The 21,994-nt window shown below is 49.9% G+C and carries 14 protein-coding genes and 1 pseudogene; 9 read left to right on the top strand and 6 right to left on the bottom strand.

Annotation, left to right across the window (positions count from 1 at the left end):
- Positions 1-7 precede the first annotated feature (7 nt).
- The 3 genes from MJ611_RS16725 to MJ611_RS16715 all read left to right on the top strand — a co-directional run bounded on the left by MJ611_RS16725 (position 8) and on the right by MJ611_RS16715 (position 4,526).
- On the top strand, positions 8-1,285 hold the full coding sequence (locus MJ611_RS16725; RefSeq protein ID WP_250431446.1) for a M28 family metallopeptidase: 1,278 nt from the start codon (positions 8-10) through the stop codon (positions 1,283-1,285).
- A gap of 201 nt (positions 1,286-1,486) precedes the next feature.
- Positions 1,487-4,084 (top strand): S8 family serine peptidase, encoded by a 2,598-nt coding sequence (locus MJ611_RS16720; RefSeq protein ID WP_250431444.1) that lies wholly within the window; start codon positions 1,487-1,489, stop codon positions 4,082-4,084.
- A 46-nt stretch (positions 4,085-4,130) separates the two neighbouring features.
- Positions 4,131-4,526 carry a hypothetical protein gene (locus tag MJ611_RS16715; RefSeq protein WP_250431442.1) on the top strand — a complete coding sequence of 132 codons (396 nt, stop codon included), beginning with the start codon at positions 4,131-4,133 and terminating at the stop codon, positions 4,524-4,526.
- Positions 4,527-4,754: 228 nt separating this feature from the next.
- On the opposite strand, the gene MJ611_RS16710 is transcribed toward MJ611_RS16715, so the two are convergent.
- Positions 4,755-5,558, bottom strand: a complete 804-nt coding sequence (locus MJ611_RS16710; RefSeq protein ID WP_250431440.1) for a M57 family metalloprotease — start codon at positions 5,556-5,558, stop codon at positions 4,755-4,757.
- A gap of 498 nt (positions 5,559-6,056) precedes the next feature.
- On the bottom strand, positions 6,057-6,938 hold the full coding sequence (locus MJ611_RS16705; RefSeq protein ID WP_250431438.1) for a YicC/YloC family endoribonuclease: 882 nt from the start codon (positions 6,936-6,938) through the stop codon (positions 6,057-6,059).
- Positions 6,939-7,139: 201 nt separating this feature from the next.
- Here MJ611_RS16705 and MJ611_RS16700 point away from each other — a divergent pair.
- A pseudogene (locus MJ611_RS16700) lies at positions 7,140-7,364 on the top strand (phosphoribosylformylglycinamidine synthase subunit PurQ); the annotation flags it as partial.
- Between the two features lie 189 nt (positions 7,365-7,553).
- Here the strand turns inward: MJ611_RS16700 and MJ611_RS16695 are convergent.
- Genes MJ611_RS16695 through MJ611_RS16680 form a run of 4 tightly spaced genes read right to left on the bottom strand, consistent with a single transcriptional unit; the run spans position 7,554 to position 13,425 of the window.
- A complete protein-coding gene (locus tag MJ611_RS16695) occupies positions 7,554-7,985 on the bottom strand; it encodes a hypothetical protein (protein WP_250431436.1) in 432 nt (143 codons plus the stop codon).
- A gap of 3 nt (positions 7,986-7,988) precedes the next feature.
- Positions 7,989-9,140: a serine hydrolase domain-containing protein gene (locus tag MJ611_RS16690; RefSeq protein ID WP_250431435.1), complete on the bottom strand. Its 1,152-nt coding sequence runs from the start codon at positions 9,138-9,140 to the stop codon at positions 7,989-7,991.
- Between the two features lie 9 nt (positions 9,141-9,149).
- Complete coding sequence (locus MJ611_RS16685) at positions 9,150-12,332, bottom strand: hypothetical protein (RefSeq protein ID WP_250431433.1); 3,183 nt, start codon at positions 12,330-12,332, stop codon at positions 9,150-9,152.
- A 10-nt stretch (positions 12,333-12,342) separates the two neighbouring features.
- Positions 12,343-13,425, bottom strand: coding sequence for an NAD(P)/FAD-dependent oxidoreductase (locus tag MJ611_RS16680; protein ID WP_250431431.1), 1,083 nt, complete (start codon positions 13,423-13,425; stop codon positions 12,343-12,345).
- 86 nt (positions 13,426-13,511) lie between these two features.
- On the opposite strand from MJ611_RS16680, the gene MJ611_RS16675 reads away from it, so the two are divergent.
- The 5 genes from MJ611_RS16675 (at position 13,512) to MJ611_RS16655 (ending at position 21,491) form a co-directional block, all read left to right on the top strand.
- A complete protein-coding gene (locus tag MJ611_RS16675; RefSeq protein ID WP_250431429.1) occupies positions 13,512-14,147 on the top strand; it encodes an MBL fold metallo-hydrolase in 636 nt (211 codons plus the stop codon).
- Positions 14,148-14,170: 23 nt separating this feature from the next.
- Positions 14,171-14,875, top strand: coding sequence for a CDP-alcohol phosphatidyltransferase family protein (locus MJ611_RS16670; RefSeq protein ID WP_250431427.1), 705 nt, complete (start codon positions 14,171-14,173; stop codon positions 14,873-14,875).
- Between the two features lie 268 nt (positions 14,876-15,143).
- Entirely contained in the window at positions 15,144-19,004 is a 3,861-nt protein-coding gene (gene porU, locus MJ611_RS16665) for a type IX secretion system sortase PorU (protein ID WP_250431425.1), read from the top strand.
- Between the two features lie 42 nt (positions 19,005-19,046).
- Positions 19,047-20,177, top strand: coding sequence for a type IX secretion system outer membrane channel protein PorV (gene porV / locus MJ611_RS16660; protein WP_250431423.1), 1,131 nt, complete (start codon positions 19,047-19,049; stop codon positions 20,175-20,177).
- A 21-nt stretch (positions 20,178-20,198) separates the two neighbouring features.
- The gene (locus tag MJ611_RS16655; RefSeq protein WP_250431421.1) at positions 20,199-21,491 is read left to right on the top strand and encodes a M16 family metallopeptidase; all 1,293 of its coding nucleotides are present in this window, start codon (positions 20,199-20,201) and stop codon (positions 21,489-21,491) included.
- Positions 21,492-21,994 lie beyond the last annotated feature (503 nt).

Here is a 21,994-nt window from a genome sequence, read left to right as displayed (position 1 = left end):
TTAAAAGATGAAGCAACTCTACCCGTTATACTTTGCGCTGCTGCTTTTCCTGACTGCCGCCGGGGCACATGCGCAGGACATGGCGCGGGTGCGCCAAACGATCGACACCCTCTGCTCTTCAGCCATGCACGGGCGCGGCTACCTACTGGAAGGGGATGCCAAAGCTGCCGGCTACATCCGCTCGCGTTTCGCGGCAGCAGGCCTGAAAAGCTTTGACAATGATTACTTCCAGTATTTTCGGCTGCCCGTAAACCGGATCACCCACACGCCACAGCTACAGGTAGACGGTAAGAAGTTAACAGCCGGCTCAGGTTTTCTGGCGCAGGCATCTTCTGCCTCCGGCAAAGGGAAAGCAAAAGTCTTAGTGCTGGATGCGCTCATCTTCTTCGACCCGGCGGTAGCACAGCGTTTCTTTGCCCAGGACTTCCACAAGAAGGCATTGGTCTTTCGCCAGCAGGACCGCCAAAAGCTACAGAAACTTGCACCCGAATATCTAACTAAGTTGCAGCAGGCCAAAGTTCATGTGGTGCTGCAGCCCAAAGAATTGCTGACTACCGTGGCTACCCGGCAAGGGGCCATACCTGTTTTAGAAGTACAGGCCGCTGCCTGGCCTGCTACAGCCCGCAGGATAAAGTATAACATTACCGCTGATTTTGACTCTGCTTATACTACCCAAAACGTACTAGCTTTTGTAGAGGGAAGTATAAGGCCGGACTCGTTCATCGTTTTTACAGCGCATTACGATCACCTGGGCGGACAGGGAGAAGAAGTATACTTTCCGGGGGCCAATGACAATGCCAGTGGTACGGCCATGCTGCTGGAGCTAGCCAGCTTTTACAGCCAACCACAGAACCGGCCGAAGTATAGCATGGCTTTTATCGCTTTTACCGCAGAAGAGGCAGGCTTGCTTGGTTCTTTCCACTACGTGCAGCATCCTTTGTTCCCGCTCAGCCAGATCCGTTTCCTTCTGAACTTCGACTTGCTGGGTACCGGCGACGAGGGCATGATGGTGGTAAATGGTGCGGTACACACAGCTGAATTCGAGTTGCTCCAGCAACTGAATCAACAGCACCACTATTTACCGAACATCCGGAACCGTGGCAAAGCCGCCAATTCCGACCATTATCCTTTCTCCGATAAAGGCGTGCCGGCCTTCTTCTTCTACACACTGGGCGGCACCACGGCTTACCACAACGTAAAGGATCATCCGGGGCAGTTGCCGCTGACTAGGTTTGCGGAAGTATACCAACTCATACTTGATTTTGCTGCAACGTTGCAGGAGTAAGCTCCTGCCTGTAAACCTGTTCAGAAGTATAAATTTATACTTTGAACAGAGCTGATCCTCTTGCCATTGTACCTCCTATTGCTTAGCTTTAGTACTATTTCTCCTTCAGTTTTCTGTGTAAATGCTCCTTTTAAAGCCTTGCGTATGGTGAAATTTTACAGGTATAGGTATAGCTGCCCCCAGTTTACAATCCTGCTTCTTTTGCTCCCATTTTCACTTTTTGCACAGAAAAGAAACGACTTCGGCCCGGAGGCACAACTCTCCCGGAAACTAGCTCCTGCCCTGTTACATGAGAATGGCCGGGGCAGCACTTCCGGCTCTTATCGCGTGCAGGTAACAGACGAGACTTCTTTTACCAAATGGCTGAAGGATCAAAAACTCCAGGTACAGCTAAAGAAAGTAACCGGGCATGCACAACTGCTGCTGATCTCCGGGTTAAAAACACAGCAGTTAAAACAACTGGCCGCTTGCCCACTGGTGCGCTACATCGATCAGCCAAACCGTGTTGCCAGAGAAGAGCTGGAGCTGAAGGATGCAGATTTTGTAGCGAATAACATTCTTGCAGTACACGGCCGCTTCCCGCAACTGAACGGCGATGGGATGAAGGTATCGGTGAAGGAAGAAGCCTTTAACCCAGCTGACATCGACCTGAAAGGGCGGGTTTTGTCGCCGGAGACTTTTAGCAATGTCACTTCGGTGCATGCCACCACCATGGCTACGCTGATAGCAGGTGCCGGCAACTCGGGTCCGGCAGGGAAGGGTATTGCCCGGAAAGCGCAGCTTGCGTATTCGAGTTTTGCAGAACTGATGCCCGACAAGAGCCAGGAACTTCTGGGCAAAGGCATCAGTGTACAGAACCACTCCTATGGCGTAGGGGTAGAGAACTATTATGGCCTCGAATCGCAGGCCTACGACCAGGAAACATCCCAATACCCGCAGCTCCTGCATGTTTTTTCGTCGGGTAACAGCGGCGATAAGCCGGGAGCGGCAGGGCCTTACGAAGACATCGCAGGTATGGCCAACCTGACGGGGCAGTTTAAGAATTCTAAAAATACGCTGAGCGTCGGGGCACTGGAGCCGGACCGCCAGGTGGGGATCCGTAGCTCTAAGGGCCCTGCTTATGACGGACGTGTAAAGCCGGAACTGGTGGCGCACGGCAAAGGCGGCACTTCTGAAGCAGCCGCTGTGGTATCGGGTGTGGCGTTGCTCGTGCAACAGGCCTACCAGGATAAGTATGGCTCGTCACCGCAGGCCGCCCTCATAAAGGCAGCCCTGATCAACAGTGCAGACGATGTAGGCCGCCCGCAGGTAGATTTCGAATCAGGCTTTGGAGATGCCGACGCCTTAGGAGCAATCAGGAGCATACAGGAAAATCGTTTTTTTGAGGCTACAATCTCTACAAACGAAACCCGAACCTTTACGATCGCGGTGCCGCAGGGAGCCCGCTTACTGAAAGCCACGCTCGTATGGCACGACCCGGAGGCGGAGCCCGGCGCATCCAAAGCCCTGATAAACGACCTGGATCTGACCCTTACCCGAACTTCGACAAGCCAGCACTGGCAACCGTGGGTGCTAAGCTCCTTCCCTCATCCCGATTCCCTGATGCTTCCGGCCAGGCGTGGCACCGACCGGCTGAACAATGTGGAGCAGATCACTTTATCTGCTCCGGTTGCAGGCACTTACCAGTTGACGGTGCGCGGCCACCAGGTGGCAACTGGCCCGCAGTCCTTTAGCATGGTTTATGAGTATGAAAGCGGAGCAGAATGGCTGTACCCAACGGCTGGTGCTAGCGTTATGGCTGGTCAGCTGAATCGTATTCGCTGGCAGGGTGGTGCAGAGGGCGAAACTGCACGCTTAGAATACCGCCTGGCAGGCACGCAGGAATGGCAGCTGATTGAGGAGGTTGCCGACCCAAGCAGCACTTTCTACCACTGGCAGGCACCTGATCACATCGCCCTGGCACAGCTACGCATTACCACCGGCGATGTAGTAACAGAATCGGAGGAATTTATACTTGCCAAGCAGCTAAACCTAAAGGTCGGTTTCGATTGCGAGGAGGAAACGTTGCTACACTGGTCAGCGCTGCCCAACGTACAACAATACCAACTCTACAAGCTGGGTTATACCCACCTCGAACCGTTTTTAACCGTTTCCGATACCCTGGTTGTTTTGAACAGGAATATCTCGGCTGACTTAGGTGAAATTGTAGCCGTAGCCCCCGTTGTACAGGGCAGGGAAGCGTATACCAGCCTTTCCATCCCCTATGCCAACACGGGCACCGGTTGTTACATCAAAAGCTTTTTGCCTCAGAGTTTCGTGATGGACACCGTAAAGCTCGACCTCCAGATCAGCACACTCTATCAGTTAAGCTCCCTTAGCCTGGAAAGATTTGAAAACGGCACTTACCGGAATGTAAAGACCATACAGCCTGTCACGCAGCTTGCACACCTATTGCAAGACCCGGCGCCAAGATCGGGGAAGAATGTGTACCGGGTAAAGGTTACTACCGTAGCGGGAAAAGCGTTTTACAGCCAGGATGAAGAGGTGCTATACACGAAAGAAGGAGAGGCCAGAGTATATCCTAACCCGGTTGCAGCAGGGCAGCCGGTATTTGTAGCTGTTAGCAGCGACACCGCCGAACTGCAGCTCTACGACCAGTTGGGGAGACTTATGTATGAAACCAGCGAAATGGGGGTAATAAAGGAGATACCAACTGCAGGCTTGGCCAAAGGACTATACTTCCTTCGCCTGAAAACGGAAAGCGGCAGTATGATCTCAACCCGAATATTAGTTCAGTAGGTTTGTTTTCTTTCTCACTATGATAAAGAAAGTCATAAACTAAGCCATGGGAAAACGCATTAAGATTTTAGCTTTTGCACTAACAGCTTCTGCTCTCTTATTGTGCGGATTTGTTTACCAGATAGCACATGTAATGACGATTGAAGATCACTATGGCGATTTGCAGAACTTCTATTTTCGATCTAAAAACGGCGACTTGATCCTGAACCTGGACAGCAAGAAATATGGACTTATCAGGAAGGACTCGAAGCGTATTCAGGTAGTATGTAAAAATCATCCTGGAATAGATTTATACAAATGGGTGTATGTATACGAAGACTTTCGGGAATCTAAGAATGAAGTTTACAGATCAGATACAATACCGGATCTTTCAGGTCTGACATACGAGGAGGTTGTAAAGCTGGTCCGTGAAAATAAAATGGAACTGATAATCAAGAATTAAGTCTCTTGTAACTCACCCCAAAGAATAACACCTTTAGTAAAGCTAGCCTGTAAAGTATAAACTCGGGTTTAAGCACAAGTCATACTTCTGCATTTCATAATACTTCAAGCTCCGGTGTTATCCAGTTTATACTTCCTGACGGCCGCTACCACCAAGTATAAAAAAGTATAGCTCCCGCCGAGGCAGGAGCTATACTATTAAACTTTATTATGCTGGTGAGCAGAAGGCCTAGTACAGGTAGTTAAGAGCTGTTCTGTCGTTAGAGTTGAAGTAACGGTTCACACCAGAACCGATACAGGCAAGCATCCAGGAGTTAGGATCTGCACCTGTTGGCGTGCCAGGGATGTGGATAGCACCTACACTAGAAGCGCCTTCGTTGTAGTAAGAACCACCGCAGCTATAGCTTCTGTCCATGTAGTCAGTATGACGGAAGCCAATGCAGTGACCCATTTCGTGCGCCAGGATGGTAGCCAGGTAGTTTGTACCAGGGCTTGAGCCCAGGTAGTCTGAGTTTACCTTTACGCTGTTGTATGGGTTACCACCTGATGGGAAACCAGCAGACGCCAGGTAAGAAGAACCAGTCGGAGCCTTCGAGAAAAGGATCTCGTAATTAGAAGACACACGCTGGAACTTGATGTACAGGTTCTCCGCGTTGTATCGACGGATCGCCTCATCCAAAGCAGTTACATAAGACGATGGCAAGCTGGTAGTGATAGCCACTCTGATCGTACGGCCGGAGCCCACGCTAACCAGGTTGGTGGTGCGGTACTGCTCCGACTCGCCTACGCGAAGAGCACTTGTCTGGTGTGTGCCATTCAGGTCGCTGTCGCTCAGTTCGATGTCACCTTCTACAAGGTAGCCACCGGCAATTTTCTGAACGTTCTGGTTGTTAAAGCCCAGCGCGGCAATTTTGTTGAGCGTTAACTGAGACACCTCAGTTTTAGCTGTATCTGCCTCATCTTTCTGGCAGGAGAACATTGTGAATGCAACTACCAGCATGGCAGCAAACAGGAGTAAACGATTTGTAATCATAGGTGTTTTAAAGTTTAAGTTAGACATATATTTAAAAGGTAATAAACTTTCCAAACTCCTGTCTTTTGCGTCCAACTGATGTTCCTGACCTCCTCCTACAACAAAGTTTAAACATCAGCATAATACAATTTATTAACTCAAGTCAACTTACTGCATCATCAATGTTAAAACACCTAACAGGCAATACATTACGTTACTAAAGTATAAACTCAACCCCTATAAAAACAGGAATAAATACTACATAAAGTAACATTACATCGCCATTATATACCAGGCCGCACATCTGGCTATTTTGAAGGCTATGCTGATTAACTGCTCCCGGATGGATCAAAAAGAAGGTAAAAAAAGTACATTTTGTAACATAGGCAAAGTTGAATGTAAGGTCATGTGTATGAAAAACATAGGCATACGTTGAAAGGATTGCAGCCTGGAGCGGGCATAAAAAAACGCCTGCTACTATCGTTGTAGTAGCAGGCGTTTCAGGATAAGAGGTATACCCTAAAGTATGTTATTGATCTGTTCTTTAATCTTCTCGAGCTCTTCTTTCATCTCCACTACCAGGTGCTGGATGGTGGCGTCGTTGGCCTTCGAACCAATGGTATTGATCTCGCGGCCGATCTCCTGCGAAATAAAGCCCAGCTTTTTGCCCGTAGGCTCCGGCAAGTATACAGTCTCGGTAAAATAGTGCAGGTGGTTTATCAATCTTACTTTCTCTTCCGCAATGTCAAGCTTCTCCATGTAATAGATCATTTCCTGCTCAAAACGGTTCTGGTCGAAATACTCGGCATTGGCTATTTCGGTCAGGTGGCCTTTTATGCGGTTTCGGATCTGCTCCATACGTACCGGATCGTGCTTTTCTACCTCGGCCAATAAAATCCGGATACGGTCGATGTAAGACATGATCTCTGCAGTCAACGCTTTTCCCTCGTCGGCCCTGAACGTACTGATGTTGCTGAGTGCTTCCTGGAAAAGTGGCTGGATCACGTCCCAACCTGCATCGGCATTCTCCTCTTCTGCCTGGTCCTGTTGCAGCACATCGGGCATGTGCAGCGCCAAGCGGAAAAGCTCGTTCTGCGAGGCACCCAGCTTGCTGGCAGCGGCGCTCAACTCATTGTAGTAAGCCGTCAGCAGCTCGTTGTTGATCGTGCTTTTTGCCTTCTGGGCTTTGTTGCGAGTGTAATCTATGCAGACACTAACTTTGCCACGCACCAGCGCCTTTGTTACCAGGTTCCGGATCTCATACTCCTTATCCGTCAGAAAACGCGGCACCCGGACACTCAGGTCCATGCCTTTAGAGTTAAGCGAACGGATTTCTACTACGATACTGTACTGGTCGGCATCGAGGCGGGCACTGCCATAGCCTGTCATGGACTGCAACATATTACTTTAATTCAATGGTACCTTGGCAAATTAAGTATAATTCTTCAGATTTTAGTGCCAGCATGCCCGAAAGCTAGTAAATGCGAACTTAAACGTGCGGCTCTATCAATCTTTATTTGACTTTGAAGTATGTAATTTGGTGTAGTCGTTTTCCCGGAATCCAACTGCGACTAAGACCTTGTTGATGCCCTCAGCGTTGGTATGCAACAGGAAGTAGTAAAGCTGTAGCACAAATACCACAACCTGCAGGGTTGTGATTTCGTCTTGTTGCCAAGTGGTTTTTCGTATGGCGATTACGTGCGCTCCGGCGCAATTGCCTGCTTCTCGCCTATTATGCAGGAAGTGATACAGCATGCGAACAGAGGTGGCTATGTGATGAGTATCTGCAATGGTTTCCAGATTTTGACCGAGGCTGGCATAATGCCGCACCCGGAGCGTGCCGTAGACCCGGAACTTGGCAACACCGATGGCCGTGCTATTTTCGAGTTTATACTTGAGATGGTAAACGCGTAGGTTCAGACGCAAGAACTTAGACACAAGATTTTAGATTTCTATATAAAAGCAGAAGCCCCGCCTGTTATAACAGGCGGGGCTTCTGCTTTTATAGGATCGTTGTTATTTTCTAACTTTCCTGTCTGCTTCGTATCTCGATTTGGCAAATGCCTCCAGTTCTTTTCCTGAGTAGAATTCCAGACACTGTCCTATTATTCTCTTCCCCTCCATACCTTCGGCAACTTGTCCTTTTCCTCTGCCGGCCGCATCAAGCGCGATCCTTCTGCTTTCTGCCAGTGCAAGGCTGTCTATTATGTTAGCTTCCCCATATAAATAATCAGGATAGCGACAGCTGGCATCTTCTGCCGATAGGTTCAGTTTACCACTATTTCCGTAGTCCAGGCATTTACAGAAACTCAACGTTTTAAAGCCTTCCACAAAGGCACTTTCATAGTTCTTTGAGTACTGTCTGGCAGATATGCTGTTATTTTGGGTGCTGCAGCTTGTCAGAGATACTAAGAACAATAAGGTTGGAAAAGTATAGCTGAATTTCATCTTCTATCTCACCATTTGGTTCACCGCATCGATCATGGCCAGCACTTCGCGTGGGTGGTTTTCCTGCCGCTCGCCACGCTGCTTGCCTAATCGCACAATCACCAGCTCTTTCTCCGGAATAACTATAATGTACTGCCCAAGTATACCACGGGCATAAAAGATCTTCTGGCCTTTGTAGTTGGGCAAGAGCCACCACTGGTAGCCATAGAAATCGGTTATCTTACCGTCACGCGCATCCAGTAAGCCGCTGGGCGTAATGGAAGCCCTGACATAGTCCGGATCTACAATGGTATCGCCTTGCCAAACACCCTCGTTCAGGTATAACTGCCCGATGCGGGCAAAGTCGCGGGCATTGGAGAAAAAGCAGCAGTAGGCTTTCTCGTTTCCCCTCGGGTGGTCTACGCTCCACTCTGCATTGTGCACCGCCCCTATCGGCTGCCACAGTTTCTCTTCGGCATACTTGGCCAGCGTGGTGCCGGTAGCTGCCTCCAGCACGAAACCCAGCACCTGGGTATCACCACTTTTATACTCGAATTCCTTTCCCGGCTCTTCCACAGCCTCCAGCCTGTCGATTACTTTTTTCAGGTTAGAGCCATAGTAGGCTTCGGTGGTCATGGAAAGCGGGTTGGCATACGACTCGTCCCAGTTCAGGCCGGAGCTCATCCAGAGCAGGTGCCTGATCGTGATCCGGGCTTTGTCCCCTTCCCGGAAAGAGGGCAGGAAATCGGCCACCGGCTGGTCCACACTTTTGATTTTGCCTTCTTTGATCGCAACACCAATAAGTATACTTACGATGCTTTTCGCCATCGAAAACGAGTTGCTCAACGACTCTTCGGAATAGCCATCCCAATACTTTTCCAGAAGTATGGAATCGCGGTGCACCACCAGAAAGGCCACCGACTCCAGTTCCTGGTGCAGCTGCATGAGCCCTGATGGTAACTGCAGCTTGTTGTAGTGCCTCGAAATAGCCCAGGGCGTGGGTACAGGTGGCGCCTTTATTTTGCGCTGATGGAAAATAAGGTGGTCGTCGATATCGGCGAAGTTGTGGTAGAGAGCTTTGTAGACGTAGTTCTTATCGGCCATGTGCAGCCAGGCCGCCATCAAACCAAATACCAGCACTGTGCCAAGGGCAAAGCGTTTTCCTTTCCGGTTCATGCTGCTTGCCTAAAAGTCGTAGCCTAAGGTTACGTAGAACTTTGGACCGTTGCTGCTGTAGTCTTCCTCGCTCCAGGCTATATCAAGCTTGCCGTACACACCAAAAAGCGTGGAGCGGGCACCAAAGCCATACCCAACCAGGAACGGGTTACGGTAGTTGATTACCGTTATTTCAAAAGGGTCTTGCTGCGTCTGGTCTGTTCTGCCCCCGATCACACGGGTGTTGATGGAGTTATTGCCTGTAAACGGGTTAGAGCCGCTGTAAGCAGATCCGGCATCGGCAAAAGCGGTCAGCTGCAGGTTGCGGAAGAAGCCGGACGGAATAGGGCCGTTGTAGATATACTGCACAATAGGCACCCGCAATTCGGCATTTGCCAGTAGGTATTTTGTACCGGATCGCACATTATAGTTAAAGCCGCGCAGCGGAGTAGCGTACTCTATGTAAAAGAAGTCAGCCGGAGAACGCACGTCAACCATGTTGCGCTCTGTATCCTCGTCCTCGTCAGAGAATAGCCAGTTATCCATACCGCCTATGCGGAAACGTTTAGGCGAATTACCGAAGAAAGCGCCATAGCCAATACGTGCTGCCAGCACGATCTGGCGGTGCAGCTTCTGGTAGCGACGCAGGTCTACATAGAACTTCTCAAAATTACCGGCGGTGCTTCCAAAACTTCTAAGGGAAAGTATACCTGCTTTCATACGCGTTCCCTCCAGCATATTTACACCGGTAGCCACTGAGTTGTCATAAACCAGTTCCACATTGCCCCCCCAGAAGTTGGTAACACTATCCGGCGTCTGGAACAGGCTGACATAGGTAAAGCGGGTGTTCACAAACTTCGGCTGCATACGGATGCTGGTGCTGTGGCTAAGCGGGTATACCAGCGTAGGCGAAAACTCATGCTTGCCCAGACGCACAATAGAGCCCGGCACCTCTTCTATAGAACCCACGATCACATCCCGTCTGTACTGTATGCCGATGTCGAAGCGGTTCTTTAGGTTCATGTACTCGGCAAAGAGGCGGCTCGTTTCCAGGTCAGTACGTATGTAGGCACTTCCCTCGATACGATGATTTTCAAACAGGTCGGTCATGTTCACGCCGGCCACAATACCAAAGCCCAGTTGCGGATCGGAGTAAACAGACGTAATAATTTCCTGCACACTAAAGCGAATGTCATAATCCAGCGGACCGAGTACACGCGTTTCGCTGGCAGCACCGGCGCGCTTTACAATTGTGTTGGACTGTGTTTGTGTTTCCTTCTGGTCGCTTTCAAACTCGTAGTTGTCGATATTCACTTCACCTTCGCGTTTCGGTTTGTTTTGGGTTTCGCTTTCCAAAAGTTTGCGGGTGGCAGTACCGGAGGCAACCGGGTTACGGGCGCGTGTTTCTAGGATGATCTGGCGCGAAGTTTTCGGCAGGCTATCTAGGGTAGTAGCGGCAAAATCAGGCAGCAGGTAAACAAACTCGCGGGACTGGTCGCTTGCTGTCAGGGCCAGTGTGTTGGTTGTGCTACGGAAATCATAGTTGCCGATGTTCTCGGTGAAGTTGGTCAGCGGTCTGCTGTTGCCTGAAGCAAGATCGAGCAGATACAGGCTGCTGATTCCGCTTTCTTCTCCCAGGTACACCAGGTTGCCGTCTTCCGTGGCTCTCGGGCGCAACTCGCTGGCAATAGAAGTTGTCAGTTGCCGGAAGCTTACTTCTTTACCATTTCGCTGCAGCAGGAAAATATCGTAGTTGTTTACCACATTGGCAAAAGAGGATTCCGGTGCCAGTCCTGTGGTATCAATCCAACGGTTGGAGCTGAAGGCAATGTCGTTGCTGCCCTTCAGGAAAACAGGGTTGATGTCGTCGTAAATATCGTTGGTTAATTGCTGTTGCAGCTTTCCGGTACCGCTCAGCAGAAACAGGTCAGACTGCCCGCCCCGCACAGCGCTCACTACCATCGTACCGCCGTCTTCGCTATAGCTCATGTCCCGCACCTGCGAGAACTGCGACAATACAGAGGCAGGCGTAGTCAAGTCATCGAAGTATGGGATCAGGGAGCGGCTGTCGGTCGCTTCTACCTGGCGCAGCGTCATACGTCCGCGGCGTGACTCTATAAAGCCAAGCTGTGAATTGGAGCGCCAGGCCAGCACCGGTAACCTGTAATCTACCTGCTGGTCTGTGGTTTTATACCCGTCTTTCCATACCAGGCGTCTTCGCTTCGTCTTCACATCCTGCACAAAGATCTTGTAGCTGCCGTGGTCGTTTTCGGCATACGCCAGCAGGGTGCCCGCCGGGTTCAGGACAGGCTCTGTGTAGCGAAGGTTTTTGTTATTCTTTTCGAACAGCTTCTTATCTGCTGGCAGCGCTACCAGCGGGTTTTCGGAGCGGCTGTTGATCTGCACGTAATAATTTTGCCAGTCCTGCAGGAAGCGCTTGTACGGGATGTTCAGGCTGCTGGTGATGCCGATCTCCACATCGCGGGTGATGCGGGTCAGGTTCAGGATGTTCTGAATGGAAGTATAGCCATAGCGCTCGGCAATGTAATTCCAGACAGAATGCCCTGTCAGCTCCTGGTTGCGGGCAAAGATCTTTTCGGTGCGCAGGCCGTTGTTCTCCAGCAGCATGTCGCGCACATAATTGTCCATGCGCATGCTCCAGCCTTCAGCCGTATAAGAAGCCACGCCGCTGATAAACCACTCGGGCAGGCGCAGCAGGTAGCTGCTCTGCAGGGCTTCCTTCAAACTGCCGCCATACATCATATCGTTCAGCAGCAACTGGGTCATCTGGTAACTTATGTCGCGCTTAAAGTCTGTCTGGGTGCCGTCGAAGGCCAGTTCTATCTTGTTCTTGAGGAAGAGTGTTTCGCCGCCGGTGGAGTACTGATCGCTGTTGAGGCCGATGTTGCTTTGCTTCAGGTCACCAGCCACGTTGTAAAGTATAAGGGTAACCTTGGAGTACGGGTAGTAGCCGATGAGGCTGGTGATGCGTTTAAGCTCCTTCTCAGCATAATCTGCTGCGTTTCGGGCAGCCTGTTCGCCGCCTTCATAGAAGTAGATGTTAAAGTTTTGGGTGCTGTATAGTTTCCAGTCGAAGCTCTTGTACTGTATACGGCTCTTGCCAAATACTTCGCGGTTAGGCTGTGCCTGCAGGGCGCTTCCCGTCAGCAAGCAGAAGACAAACAGCAGCAATAACCTTTTATATAAACGCATGCGCTCAGGGTTAGAGATTTTGGTGTTTTATGTAGTCGTAATATAACGAAAAATACCGCGAAATGTGTACGTCCGGTAGCAATTCTGCCTCACCTGCCAGCGCCTGTGCATACAAATGGGCCAGATAAGGTGCCATCAATACCCCTTTGGAGCCCATTCCGTTGAAAACGCTGAGCTGCGGATAATCCGGGTGCTGCCCGATCAGCGGGCGCCGGTCGCGGACAGCGGGCCGTATACCTGCCCAATGGTTGACGACGCGATAAGGTTGGGTGGTGATCTGGGTAAAACGTTCTGTCAGTTCTTCCTGCCCTTCCGGCGTTGGCACTTCATCGGCTTGCCGCCAGTTGTAGGTAGCACCGATCTTAAACCTGCCGCCACCTACCGGAACAACGTAAACGGCTTTGTTATAGATACGTTCCGGCTCGAAATTCTGTGTCTGTATCTCCAGCACTTCGCCTTTGGTAGGCTGCAGCGGCAGCCACTTGAAGTATGGATTGTGCACCACCTGGTAACCTTCGCAAAAGATCAGGTGCCGGGCTTCTATGTTTTTATACTTTACACCCTGTTCTGTTAGTTGTAGTTGCTCTACGTCGAAGCGCTCGGGCAGCATTTGTCCTTTAGCCAGTTGCTCTTCGGCCAGCAGCCGCAACGTTTCCGACACCAGCAGGTAGCCGCCCTTGTCTATCACGATACCGCCGTAGGGATCGTTTATACTTTCCTCGCCGGTGCTTTGCGTATAAGTGGTCTTGATATACTCGCTCCAGTTGCCGCCGGCGCTTTTAGCCATCCAGTTGTTTTGCTCTTCTATCGAGGAGAACACTTTGTAGATGGGTTTGTGGAAGAAAAGTGGCTGCCCGAAACGCTCCTCCAGTTCCTGGTAAAACTGATCGGCAAAAGGCAGAAACACATCCGCCAGCCATGATTTGGCAAAACGTTTGCCCGCCACCGGGTTCACCAGGCCGGCCGCCACGTTCGAGGCCGAGTTCTCTTTGGGTTCGTCGATCACCAGCACCTGGTGCCCTTTTTTGCGCAGGGTATAAGCAAGTATGGCCCCTGCCAGGCCATGCCCCACCACTATAAAATCGTAATTCATATGGGCAATTTACGACAAGTACATCTTAAATTTGTAACTTCGAAGCCTATTTTGTAGGCCTGAACGCTTACCAGACAAGAAATACTATGAAGGTTACCTGCCTTACATTCAATCCTTTTCAGGAAAATACCTACCTGCTGCACGACGACACCAAGGAGTGCGTGGTGGTGGACCCGGGCTGTTACGAGCCGCACGAGCAAAAACAACTTCAGAACTATATCGAGAAAGAAGGGCTGAAAGTGGTGAAACTGCTTAACACCCACTGCCATGTAGACCACGTACTGGGCAACAAGTTTGTAGCCGATACTTACAAGGTTGGCCTGGAGATACATAAGGAAGATGAGCAGACGCTGCGTTCGGTATCGGTATACGCGCCAACCTACGGATTTCATAAGTATGATGCGGCCGAGCCTGCTGCTTACCTGAAGGAAGAGGAAACCGTACGTTTTGGCAATACGGAATTGAAAATTCTTTTCACGCCCGGCCATGCACCCGGACATGTGGTGTTTTACAACGAGCAGGAGAAAGTATGCATCGGAGGTGACGTGTTGTTCCAGGGCAGCATTGGCCGCACCGACCTGCCCGGCGGCGACTTCGACACGCTCATTCAAAGTATAAAAACCAAACTATTCACATTGCCTGATGAGGTGACTGTATACCCGGGCCATGGCCCGGAGACCACCATTGGCTATGAGAAAAAGTATAACCCGTTCCTGCGGTAAACACCTTGCTATACTTCTCCTTCATGAAGAAACACATCCCTAACGCCATTACGTGCCTGAACCTGCTGATGGGCTGCCTGGCGCTATACTTTGCTTTCAACGACCAACTAGTGTACACGGCTTACCTGATCGGCGTAGCCGCTGTTTTTGATTTCCTGGACGGCATGGTGGCACGCGTGCTCAAAGCCTACTCTGAAATTGGCAAGCAGCTCGATTCACTGGCCGATATGGTATCGTTTGGCGTGGTGCCCGGCACCATTATGTTTGCCCTGCTTTCGCGCACAGACGCTTCTATACTTGGCATTCCGGCACACATCCTGCCTTTTTTCGGCTTTCTGATCACGATCTTCTCGGCGCTGCGCCTGGCCAAGTTCAACATCGATACCCGCCAGACCGACTCTTTTATCGGGGTGCCAACGCCGGCCTGTTCCATCTTCATCGGCTCGCTGCCGCTCATACTTGCTTCGGGCTCGCTGATCGCTTATGACCTTATCCTGAACCCATACTTCCTGCTGACGGTTACGGTTATTTTCTCGTACCTGCTGGTGGCAGAGCTGCCGTTGTTCGCGCTCAAGTTCAAAAACCTGACGTGGCAGGACAATTCGGTTCGGTTTATTTTCCTGGGGATTTCGGTCATCTTACTGGCTCTTCTTCAGTTTGCAGCGATACCGCTCATTATTGTGCTGTATATTCTTTTGTCGATCGTAAAAAAGACATCACCCTCTTAAAGTATACAGCCACTAGCTATGGAATGCTCCGCTTGTAGGTATTGGCAAATACATCGCGCGGCAACTGAAGGCAGAGTAAGTGATAGGCTGTTGGTTTGCCTGTTCAGAAAGCCTTACTGCTATAAGCTAAAACAACAGTAATTTACGTTGCTGCCACGCAATAATATTATCTTGTTTTTGTTAAATTTAAGACGAATGTCTGTGCTGCGGCTTTCCCGGGATACTGCTGCGCGGACATTCGTCTTCACGTACTATACCATTTGTGTTTATGCAGCCACTCCGTCTCCTGTTTGCCTACATGCTGATCCTGACCGGATTGCTGGCTGGCGGAGCAAAGGCACAAAACACATCCACCATCACCTTAACCTGGAAAGGCTATGAGCAGGTGTTGCCTGTCGCGAACCTGCCCGGCAAAGTTCCCTCCTTTACGGGTGCCAGCATCGATTATGCCGAGCGCCTCCCCTACTACCGGCTGCAGTTACCAAACCTAAGTATAAATAATTTTCAGCTGCAGCACCCTGTGTATGAGCCCTTCTCTCAGGAAGATCAGAAGCTGTTCAGACAAGAGGCGATTGGCGAGTCTCCCGCTATCTACATTTTACACGGCAGGCAGAACAAGGTACCGGTAAGTATGGTCAGTATACTTCCAGTCCGGCGCAACCCGCAGTCGGGCCAACTGGAAAAGCTTGTTCGCTTTAGCTATACTTATACTTCCGCACAAACAAACGCCACCCAAAGCACCCGGCGCAGCAAAGCTGATTTCAGCAGCAACTCCGTGCTCAGCACCGGCGACTGGTACAAGCTGGCTGTTACCTCATCCGGCATACATAAGATTGATAAGGCGATGCTACAGTCCTTGGGCATCAACACCACAAACCTGAACCCGAAAACAATCCAGCTTTTTGGCAACGCCGGCGGTATGCTGCCGCAAGCCAACAACGCTCCCCGTCCCGACGACCTGACCGAAAACGCCATCTGGGTAGCAGGCGAAGCGGACGGCCGTTTTGACGATGCCGATCATATCCTTTTTTATGCGCAGGGACCGCATACCTGGAAGTATGATGCAACCGACAAGCTCTTCCGCCACGAGCTCAACGTCTACTCCGATACCGCTTATTATTTCCTGAGAGTAGGAGCAGCACCGGGCGCCCGTATCGCCACACGCGCTCAGGCTGCAGGCGCTGCACAAAGTATAACTACCTACAACGAAAGGCTCTACCACGAGCGCGACCAAAAGAACATGGTATACTCCGGCCGGGAATGGTACGGCGAAGAGTTCAGCTCGTTCAGCACTACCCGCGAGTTCAGCTTTCCTGTTTCGGATATTGTACCTGGATCGGAGATTAAGCTTACGGCCTTCCTGATGGCCAATTCCCCTGCCGACTGCTCCTTTACCCTAAAACTCAACAACCAGGCGCTGGGCACGCAGAATATCGGTAACCGGGGCAACTATCCTTACCATCCGGAAGGTGTTAATAGTATCAAAACCTATAGTATAAACCAGCAGGCTGTAGGTCAGAGCGCTGATCTTAAAGTAACTCTCCAGTTTAACCCTGGAGCCAGCAGCACTTCGCTGGGCTACCTGAATTACCTGGAGCTGAACCTGGAGCGGCAGCTGAAACTATACGGCGAGCAAACGGCTTTTCGCTCGCTGGCAAGTATGGCGGCGCCGGTCGGCACGTTTCGTATAGCAGGGGCACCGGCAACGGCTGCTGTATGGGATGTAACCAACCCGCTGCAACCCATAGCACAGCAAACAACCTACACTTCCGATTTGAGCTTTACCACGTCAACCGACGTGCTGCGCGAGTTCCTGGTGTTCCAGAACGGCAGTGGCCTGAAACCTGTAGCAAGAGGAAAAGTAGCCAACCAAAACCTCCATGCCCTGAACCAGAATGGTGATCTGGATTTTGTGATCCTCACACACCCGGGTTTTCTGCAGGAAGCGAATCGGCTGGCAGCGCACCGCAGCAGCCACAGCAACATGCAGGTAGCCGTTGTAACCACCACACAGGTTTACAACGAGTTTTCGTCAGGCGCTCAGGACGTAACTGCCATCCGCAATTTTATGCGCATGCTCTACAGCCGCAGCAACAAAAGCAATGACAACATAATGTACCTTCTCCTCTTTGGAGACGCATCTTACGATTATAAAAACCGGCTGAACAACAACACCAATTTTGTTCCGACTTACCAGTCGCGGGAGTCGCTGCACCCCATCACCAGCTACTCTTCCGAAGATTATTATGGTTTCCTGGACGAGGAGGAAGGCGAGTGGGCCGAGAACAGCAGTGGCGACCATTTACTGGACATTGGCATTGGCCGCTTACCAGCTAAAACGCCAACAGAAGCTGCCACGCTGGTAGATAAGATCATTGCCTACGACAGCCCTAACCATTTCGGAAAGTGGCGCAGCCGCATCACCCTAGTATCCGACGATGGCGACTACAACGAGCACCAGGACGACGCGGAGTTTCTGGCCAACTACGTGGAAAGCGAGCAGCCAAAGTATAACCCCAACAAAGTATACCTGGACCTTTTCCCGCAGCAGGTAGTAGCCAACGGGCAGCGGTCTGCCGAGGCAAGTGCAGCCGTCGAGAAAGCCGTGGAGCAGGGCTCGCTACTCATCAACTATACCGGGCATGGTAACGAAGTCAGTTGGGCTTCGGAGCAGATCCTGACGCTGCCCCAGATCAACAACTGGCGCAACAAAGACCGCCTTACCTTTCTGCTTACCGCCACCTGCGAGTTTGGCCGCTACGACGATCCTTCCCGCGCTTCCGGTGCCGAGCAGGCCTTGCTGAATGCACAGGGGGGAGCCGTAGGCCTGATCACCACCACGCGCCCCGTTTACTCCAACGGCAACCGAGTCCTCAATCGTAATTTCTTTAAACACGCCTTTACCCCAATCAATGATCGTATGCCACGTCTTGGCGATCTGGCGCAACGCACCAAGAACAGCAGCATAACGGATAATGCTAGCGGCTCCCGCGGCGTGAATAACCGTAACTTTACTCTCCTGAGCGATCCTTCGATGGAGCTTGCTTACCCGGACCTGCAGGCAAATATAACCCACGTAAACGGCAAAGCAGCAGGCACAGACACCCTGCAGGCCCTTAGCAAGGTAACATTAGCCGGGAAGGTTGCAACAGCTGCAGGCGCTGTAGAGAGCAGCTTTAACGGCATACTTAACCTGACAGTGTTCGATAAACAAACTACTGGGAATACGTTAGGGGACGAAGGCGCACGCTCAGTACCTGTGAAGCTGCGGGAAAGTATCATCTACGATGGGCAGGCAACGGTTACAAATGGCTTGTTTGAGGTAACTTTTGTGGTACCGAAGGATATTACTTATACTTATGGGACTGGCAAAATAAACCTGTACGCCAGCAACCAGACAACCGATGCCATGGGAGCCACCAATTCTATACTTGTAGGAGGCACCGCCGCTGGCGTAGCTGCAGATAACACACCGCCTACTATAGAATTATTCATGGACAATGAATCCTTTGTGTTCGGAGGCAACACGAGCAAAAACCCAATACTGCTGGCCAAGCTTTTTGATGAGAACGGCATCAACACGGCAGGCATTGGCATAGGACACGAAATTACCGCCACACTGGACGAAGGACGCGAGAACCCGATCACGCTGAACGATTATTATACTTCGGAAATGAACAGTTATCAATCCGGAAGTATAAAGTATAACCTTAAAGATCTGGATGCCGGTCCACACTCGCTCCGGCTGAAGGCCTGGGATACGCATAATAACTCGGCTGAGGAATATATAGAGTTTATTGTATCAAATGACGCCCGTATTGCGTTAGAACACGTATTGAACTATCCGAATCCGTTCTCTACAAAAACGACCTTCCACTTCGACCACAACAGGTCCGGTGAGAACCTGGATATCCAGATTCAGATATTTACCGTTACAGGCAAATTAGTGAAGACATTGGAAACAACAACTTTTGCCAGCACGCCACACGTAGCAGAACTGACTTGGGATGGAAAAGACGAATTTAATGACGCACTCGCTCGTGGCGCATATATCTACAAAGTAAACGTTCGTTCTCAACAAGACGGCGCCAAGACTTCCAAATTTGAAAAACTCGTTATTTTAAAATAATTAATAATCTCTATATTTGATTTAGCTATCAACGCTCTACATATGTATAAGAAAAGTTTACTTGTATCGGCAGCCTTATTTGCAGCTGCTTTCGCTACGGCTCCAACTGCACAAGCTCAGACCACCATTGGTCAGGACAATGAAGTTAAGGCAGTTACCACGGCTGTACCGATTTTAACTGTAGCCCCAGACGCCCGCTCAGCAGCACTCGGCGATGCTGGCGTAGCTTTAAGCCCCGATGCCAATACACCGCACTGGAACCCAGCTAAACTTGGCTTTGTAAAAAATGATCTGAGCCTGAGCCTTTCTTATTCCCCATGGTTGAGCAACATCGTAGACGATATGTCGCTTAGTTACCTGTCAGGGTATAAAAAGCTGAGCGAGACATCTGCTATTTCTGCCTCCCTTTTATACTTTGACTTGGGCGATATCCAGTTCGTGGACGAAAGAGGCAATGATATAACCGAGTATTCTCCGAAAGAATATGCAGTTTCGGTTGCTTATGGACAGGCCCTGAGCGAAAACTTTAGTTTAGGTATTGGCGCACGTTTTATCCGCTCCAACCTGGCCGGTAACGTTACAGTGAGCGGCGGTTCTTCACAAGCATTCGACTCTAAACCAGGCAACACTGCAGCAGTAGACGTTGGTTTATACTATAACAAAGACCTGTCTCAGAACCTTAACCTAGGCTTGGGTGCCAACATATCGAACATAGGTGGCAAGATAGCCTATACCAACGGCGATCAGAAAGACTTTTTGCCTACTAACCTGAAACTGGGTACGGCAGTTACTTACAACCTCGACGCCTATAATGCTCTTACCTTTGTACTGGATGCCAACAAGCTACTGGTGCCATCGCCAGGAGCAGACAAAGACCAGACGGTGATCAGCGGTATCTTTACTTCGTTTGGTGATGCCGAGGGTGGCTTTAAGGAAGAGATGCAGGAAATAAACTTTTCTGGCGGTGTAGAGTATTGGTATAATCAGCTGTTTGCGGCCAGAGTAGGTTATTTCTATGAAAACCCTGAAAAAGGCGACCGCAAATACCTGTCATTTGGTTTGGGTCTGCGCTACCAGCGTTTTGGCCTGGATGCAGCTTACCTGGTGCCGAACGAGCAGGGTAACCCGCTGGCAGACACATGGCGCTTTAGCCTGGCCCTTAATTTAGAATAGCGTAAAAGAGAGAAAAGTATAATGCTTGATAGAACAAAAGCTCCAGACATACATGAAATAGATGCAGTAACCCTCCAAAGTGCTGAAGTTGTAAACTTAAGTAACGGTGCGAGACTACATCTCATCAAAAGCGAAACCCAGCCTGTTATCAGGCTGGATTTTGTTTTTAAGGCCGGAAAATGGTTTGAGGAACATAAAGGAATGTCGGACCTGGCAGCAAAAATGTTGCTGGAAGGCACTGTAAACCATACAGCCAAACAGATTGCCGACAAAGTAGCTTTCTATGGTGCTTCCTTTGAGAACAACCACGGCTACGACCGAACCGAGTATACCCTCTACTGCCTGTCGAAGTATGTAGATGAGTTGCTGCCGCTTGTACTGGATGTGCTTCAAAACCCGACTTTCCCGGAAGAGGAGTTCGACCACCTGAAGCAACGCACGATACAGAACCTGAAAGTACAAAGACAGAAAAACAGCTACCTGGCTACCCATAGTTTTACCAAACAGATCTATGGCGAAGCGCATCCGTATACTTTCGGCTTTGAAGAGCACGATCTCGATGACCTGCAACTTACCACTCTGCAAGACTTTTACTCCTCCAGATTCGACACAAAAGAGATGGAAGTGTTTGCCTGTGGCAGTATAGATCAGGCAACACAACAACTGCTGGTTACTCAGATAGGTAATTTGCAATTACAGAGAAAAGAAACGGGTTTTTCCAGAGACAAAAACACCTTAGTTAAACCAGCTTTTCAGGACGAAGTGTATGTAGATATGCCCGAGAGCTTGCAGTCATCGGTGCGCATAGGAAAGCCTTTCCCGCTGATTCAACATGAAGACTATTTAAAGCTACTGGTCTTAAATGAGATATTAGGAGGATATTTCGGATCCAGGCTGATGCGTAACATCAGGGAGGACAAAGGCTATACGTATGGTATATACTCTACCATTTCTGCTAAAGAGCACGACAGTCTCTTCTTTATAGGTACAGATGTGAATTACACTGTTACCCAGCACACGATAGATGAGGTAAAGAAAGAAATAAAGCAATTGCAGGATGTGCCTGTACCGGAGGACGAGTTAGCTGTAGTAAAGAATTATATGGTCGGTAAGTTTATCAATGAGATTGCTACCATCTTCGAACAATGCGATCGCTATAAAAGGATTATACTTTTCGGCCTCTCTCCTGAGCACTACAATAACCTGATACACACCATAAGATCAATAACAGCAGAGGAGATTCAACAACTGGCTATAGATTATCTCCCTTTGGAGTCTCTGCAAGTAGCAGTTGCCGGCCGCAGAAGCGAATAAAATTCAGAATTCCTTATCAGCTATACTCTTAAAACCATCAAAGCCCTGTACAATAATAGTACAGGGGCTTTTCTATTCCTGTCTAAGTATAATATTTACTATCTGTTGGCTCCTGATGATAGGCATGATCCTATTAATCCTGGTATATACTAGATCTGTACTTTCCACTCTGTAAATAAGAACGGCTGTCTCTGGTTAAGTACAGGGAGCAGTAAGAAATACAAGTAGAGAAATGTGTGAAGAGGGAATCAGCAGAGGTTTAACAGAGGATGGCAGGCAAGGGAGCAGGCGCCTTTTATCTACAATCTGTCTTAGTACAAGCGAAAGGCAGCAGAAATAGGAATAGGGGTTGTAGGCGCATTATACCTATTTTCTCCCTCATGAGCTAAAAACAAGAAACGCCCCCTGCTTAGGACAGGGGGCGTTTGTGGTTGAAGGGGTTGGCGGCTACCTACTCTCCCGGATGTGACTCCAGTACCATCGGCGCAGCGGGGCTTAACTTC

Origin of the sequence: Pontibacter ruber (assembly GCF_023630205.1) — a bacterium.
Taxonomy (GTDB): domain Bacteria; phylum Bacteroidota; class Bacteroidia; order Cytophagales; family Hymenobacteraceae; genus Pontibacter; species Pontibacter ruber.
This window is presented reverse-complemented; position numbering and strand designations above follow the sequence as displayed.